Below are 5,120 nucleotides of genomic sequence, written 5' to 3' on the forward strand. Positions count from 1 at the left end.
GCCGCGCCCGCCGGCCCGCCCGCAGCGCGCCGAGCAGCGCGGCGACCGCGATCGGCGCCAAGCCGAGGAACATCAAGCCGTACCAGGGTTCTTCGGCCGGTGCGCCGGGTGCGGCGGCGCCCGGCGCGCCCGGCACCGGCACGGGCAGCGGCGCACCGGTCGTGGCCGGCGTCGACGGGGTCGGCGTCGGCGAGGCCAGCCGGTTGACCACCTGGCGGCGGGAGGCCGAGCTCGCCCCGCTTTCGTTGCCGGACACCGGATCGAACGGCACCCACCCCCACCCGGCGAAGTACACCTCGGGCCACGCGGTGGCGTCGGCCGCCCGCACTACCGCGACCCCGTCGGGCCCCGGCCGCACCGGCCGGAAGCCCACCACCACCCGCGACGGCAACCCCACCGCCCGCGCCAGTACCGCGAACGCCGACGCGAACTGCTCGGCCGTGCCCTCGTTGGCGCCCGGCGCCCCGAACAGGAACGACTCCAGCCTGGCGTACGAGGACCCGACCGGCGCCTCCGCGTCCAGCGTCCGCCTGCCCCGCACCACCTCCTCGATCGCCACCGCCTTCTCGAACGGCGTGCGCGCGTTGACGACCGTGCGCCGGGCATACTCCGCGAGCGAGAACGGCAATCCGGGCAGCGCGAGGTAGCGCCGTGCCGCCTCCCCGCCCGGCACCCCGGCGTCGAGTAGATCCGCGTCGTCCGGCGCGTCCACTGTGGACCGAACCGAGTAGCGCAACCCGGGTTGCCACTGCGGCAACGCCATCGATCCCGAGTCCGGATCCACCACCGCGCCCCCCGCGCTCGTCGCCACCGGCCGCCCCGCCGTCGGCAGCCACGGCCCCGCCAGCCCCGCGATCGTGATCTCCACGCTCGACTCCGCCGACCGCACCCCGTCCGGCAGCCCCACCGGAGCGACCGCCCCGATCGGCCCGTACAGCGACGCCGCACGCCACGTCGCCCCCGTGTAGTCCGACAACGCCACCAACCGCAGCGGCACCTGCGGCCCCCGCACCCGGAACAGCTCGTCGTCCCCGGCCGCCGCCCAGGACGCCAACTGCGGCAACGGGCTGGCCACCGGCAGCTCCGTCACCGGCGGCGTCACCAACTCCCGCGGCTCGAACCCGTCGCCGAGCGGCAGCACACCCGCCACCAGCGCCGCCGCCCCCACCACGGTCACCGCCCCCGCCGCCGCAACCCGGGCCCCCCGCTCGACAAGCACCCACCCCAGCCCGGTGACCACCACCAACCCCAGCGCCCCCAGCCCGTACGGATCCCCCCGCCCCGCGGTCAGCAACGCCGCCGCCGTGTACAGCACCGCCCCGCCCACCGCCGGCACGACGAGCGCCCGCCCACCCCCGGCGACCGACACGGCCACCACCAACGCCACCACGACGACCAGCAACGCCCCCGGCGCCAACAACTCCGGCGTCGCCGGCGCCGGCCGCGGCGCCGTCAACAAGCGCGGCACCGAGTCGATGACCGCCTCCACCGGCCCCACCGCCGCCGCCCCGGACGCGTAATACCCCCCGCCCACGGCCAACCCCAGCACCCCCACCACCGTGAACCCCGCCGGCACCCGCACCGCCCGCGCCCCGAGCACCAGCCCGTAGGTGACCGCCACCGCCCCCAGGAAAACCCCCGCGGCCACACCCCCCACCCACCCCGCCGCCAACTGCACCGCGCCAACGGCCAGCACCAGAGCCGACCACACCAGCCGCGCCCAGCCCCCACCAACCCGGCCCGCCGGCGCCCCCGCGCCCGCTGTCCCCGACCCGGCCCCCGCCCCGCGCGAGCCCGACTCCGCCCGGCCCCCGGCCGATCCCCGATTCCCCACCACCGAGCCACGATCGCCCGCGAACGCCCCAAGATCATCCCCACCCGACTCCGGGTAGCCCCCACCCCGTTCTGGGGTGGGGGGTGGGTTCGTGGGCAGTTTACCGGCCCGCGAAGCCGCCATGATCGAGTTTGGGTCCGTTGTGGACAACCGGGGTGGTTGGGGATAACCGGGGTCCGGCGCGGTCATCGGGCGACCACCGTGTCCCAGAGCCCGGTAAGGTCCTCGACCCGCGGCGCGCGGAGGACGAGCACGGACCCGACGGCGGACATCGGCACGCCATCGGTCGCCGGGTCGACGACGAGCACGACGCCCACCGAAGCCCGGCCGGCTTCCAGCATGAGCGGGGCTGGGTCGGCGGCGGCGCCGGAGACGACGGCGACCACGTCGAGGTCGCGGGCCGGCACGGAGAACGGGGCGGACGACTCCGCCGCGAGCGCGATGTCGGCGAGGGCGGTGAGGACCGGGTCGGCGTCGCCGGTGCCGGCCGCGCCCGCGGGGACCTCGAGGTCGACGGCGCCCGACACCGACAGCAGCCGGACCGGGTGGCCGTCGGCCATGGCGGCGGTGAGCAGCGAGGCGGCGAGTTCGACGGCGTCCTCGAAGGAGTCCGGGTCGGCGAACGCGGCCGCGCGGTCGTCGAGCACCACGGCCAGGTGCGGGCGGGCGGGGTCGGCGTCCTCGCGCACCATCAGGGTTCCGGTGCGCGCGCTGGTGGCCCAGTGCAGCCGGCGCAGGTCGTCGCCGGGCACGTACTCGCGCAGGCCGACCAGGTCGGTGCCGCCGCGCTCGACCCGCTCGTCGGCGCCGACGTGGCCGCGGCGCACACCGGCCGGCAGGCCGCGGACCGGCAGGACCCGGGGCACCACGTGCACCTCGACGATCGAGCCGAGCTCGACGGTGGAGTCGGCCAGCCCGGCCAGGCCGCGGCGGCGCAGCAGCAGCGGTCCGATCGGCAGCACGCCACGCCGGGCGGTCGGGATGCGGTACTCGACGGCGGTGGTCCGGCCCGGCGCGAGCGGCGGGACATCCACCGAGAACGGCGCGCCGCCCACCGAGTCGACCGCGTCGAGCTGCACGGGAAGCCGCCGGCTCGTGCTGGTCAGCTCCAGGGTGCCGGTGCACGCGCCGAGCCGGTGCACGGTCCGCGGCCGCACGGTCCGCGCGGCCCGCACCCTGGCGGGCGTGACCACCGTGCCGACGGCCACGGCCACCATGAGCACGAACGCCACCCCGAGACCGGCCAGACCCGGGTAGCGCCACCAGAAGCCGAGCCCGGCGAGCAGCACGCCCAGCCCCACCACCCCGCCCCCGCGCGGAGTCAGCCGGATCCGGCCGGTCATGGCGCCGTCGGCCGGGGTACCGGCACGGCGGCGATGGCCTCGGCGAGTACCTCCTCGGTGGTGGCGCCGGCCAGCAGGGCCTCGCGGGTGAGCACGAGGCGGTGGGCGAGGACCGGGACGGCGAGGCGCTGGACGTCGCCGGGGACCACGAAATGGCGGCCCTGGGCGGCGGCGTAGACCTGGACGCAGCGGACCAGCGCCCGCAGCCCGCGGGTGCTCGCGCCGAGCCGCAGCCGCGGGGCGGACCGGGTGGCCACGCCCAACTCGCTGATATAGCGCAGGATCGGCTCGGCTACGTGCAAAGTGGACAGTAGCCGGCCGTACTGGGTCACGATCTGCGGACTGGTGACGGTCGGAACGCCGGCGACGCGGCCGGCGGAGCTCCCCGGCCGCAGCACGTCCAGCTCGTGGTCCTGGGCCGGGTACCCGATGGAGGTGCGCAGCATGAAACGGTCCAGCTGCGCCTCGGGCAGCCGGTAGGTGCCGTCGAGGTCGATCGGGTTCTGGGTCGCCACGACGAGAAACGGCTCGGGGACCGCGTGCGCGACGCCGTCGACGGTGACGGTCCGCTCCTCCATCACCTCCAGCAACGCCGACTGGGTCTTGGCCGCCGCCCGGTTGATCTCGTCGGCCAGCACCACGTTGGCGAACACCGGGCCGGGCCGGAACCGCACCTGCCCGGACCTCGGGTCGTACACCGAGGTGCCGGTGACGTCGGACGGCAGCAGGTCCGGGGTGAACTGGACCCGCCGGGACAGGCCGCCGAGCGCGCCGGCCACCGCCCGCGCGAGCGTGGTCTTGCCGGTCCCCGGCACGTCCTCGAGCAGCACGTGCCCGCCGGCGAACAGCGCCACCAGCACCAGGTCCACCACGGAACGCTTGCCCCGCACCGCGGTCTCCACAGCCTCGGCCACCTGGGCGTGCAGGATCCGGAACGCGGCGATCTCGTGCTCACCGACCGCCGGTCCGGTCACCGCCGTCACCGCTGACCGCCGTCGGTGTCCCGGCGCCGGACCCGCAGCAGGAAGGCCAGCGCGAGCAGACCAAGCCCGGCGCCGGCCGGCCCGTACTGGATCGACTTCTGGGTCGGCGACAGCTCGACGACGTTGTTCGCCCGCAGGCACGCGTACTTCCCGCAGGTCGGCTCCGGATCCCGAACCGAAACGCTGCGCGCGGCGGAGACCACCGAGCGGCTGCCATCGCGGGCGGTCGCCCGGATGACGAACCGGTTGATGCCGACGTCGACGCTCATCTCGACCGAGCTTGCCGAGCACGAGATCGGCACGTCGTCACCGACCGTCGTGTTGATCGCCGTGCAGGTGCCGTCGTGGTTGGCCCAATCGGCCGGCGGGGCCAGGTTGAGCCGCCGCGTGAACGGGTCGACGTTGGAGATCGACGAGATCACGACCGCGCCCTCGGTCGGCACCGTCGCGGGAGGCGGGGGAGGCGGGGGAGGCGGGGTCGTCGTCGTGGTGGTCGGTGGTGGCGGCGGGGGAGGAGGGGGGTTCGTGGTCGTCGTCGGGGCCGGCGGCGGCGCGAGCGGAACGTTCCACGTCGCGTTGCCCGCGGGACCGGTGCCGGCCCGGTTGGTCGCGGTGACCGACACGTCGAGCCGGCCGTTGGCGCAGAACGTGCTGCCGGCACAGGGAAAGCTCAGCTGCGTGCTGGTGCCGGTGGTCGTGGCGCGGCGGCTGCCGCCGTTGAAGCCGCCGGTGGCTTCGACGGTGTAGCCGGTGATGGGCTCGCCGTTGTCCGCGGGCGTGCCCCAGCTGATCGTGACGGTCAGGTCGGTCGCGCCGCGGCCGGCCAGCATGATTGTCACACCGGGCGGCATGGCCGGCGCCCGACCCTGGATGCCGGGCGGCGAGCTCGGCGGCCCCGACGACGGCGGCCCGGCCGGCGGCCCGGGTTCCGGCACGCCGGGGCCCGGCCCGTCCGGTGGG

Annotated in this window: 4 protein-coding genes; all 4 read right to left on the minus strand. The window is 76.2% G+C overall.

What is annotated here, in order from left to right:
• Positions 1 to 1,648, minus strand: a 1,648-nt coding sequence (locus VGX25_RS34155) for a DUF3488 and transglutaminase-like domain-containing protein (protein ID WP_326922118.1), incomplete at its 3' end; no start/stop codon positions are given.
• Positions 1,649 to 2,019: 371 nt separating this feature from the next.
• A complete protein-coding gene (locus VGX25_RS34160; protein ID WP_326922119.1) occupies positions 2,020 to 3,177 on the minus strand; it encodes a DUF58 domain-containing protein in 1,158 nt (385 codons plus the stop codon).
• Positions 3,174 to 4,151, minus strand: coding sequence for a MoxR family ATPase (locus VGX25_RS34165; protein WP_326922120.1), 978 nt, complete (start codon positions 4,149 to 4,151; stop codon positions 3,174 to 3,176). Before VGX25_RS34165 ends, VGX25_RS34160 begins: the two co-directional genes overlap by 4 nt.
• Positions 4,152 to 4,156: 5 nt before the next feature.
• A complete protein-coding gene (locus VGX25_RS34170) occupies positions 4,157 to 4,999 on the minus strand; it encodes a fibronectin type III domain-containing protein (protein WP_326922121.1) in 843 nt (280 codons plus the stop codon).
• Between the last annotated feature and the right edge of the window lie 121 nt (positions 5,000 to 5,120).

The organism is Actinophytocola sp. (genome assembly GCF_035942955.1).
Classification (GTDB): Bacteria; Actinomycetota; Actinomycetes; order Mycobacteriales; family Pseudonocardiaceae; genus DASYTH01.

What these genes read in the sequence shown, in the direction of transcription:
- VGX25_RS34160 (WP_326922119.1), bottom strand. Translation starts at nt 3,177, where the DNA reads ATGACCGGCCGGATCCGGCTGACTCCGCGCGGGGGCGGGGTGGTGGGG.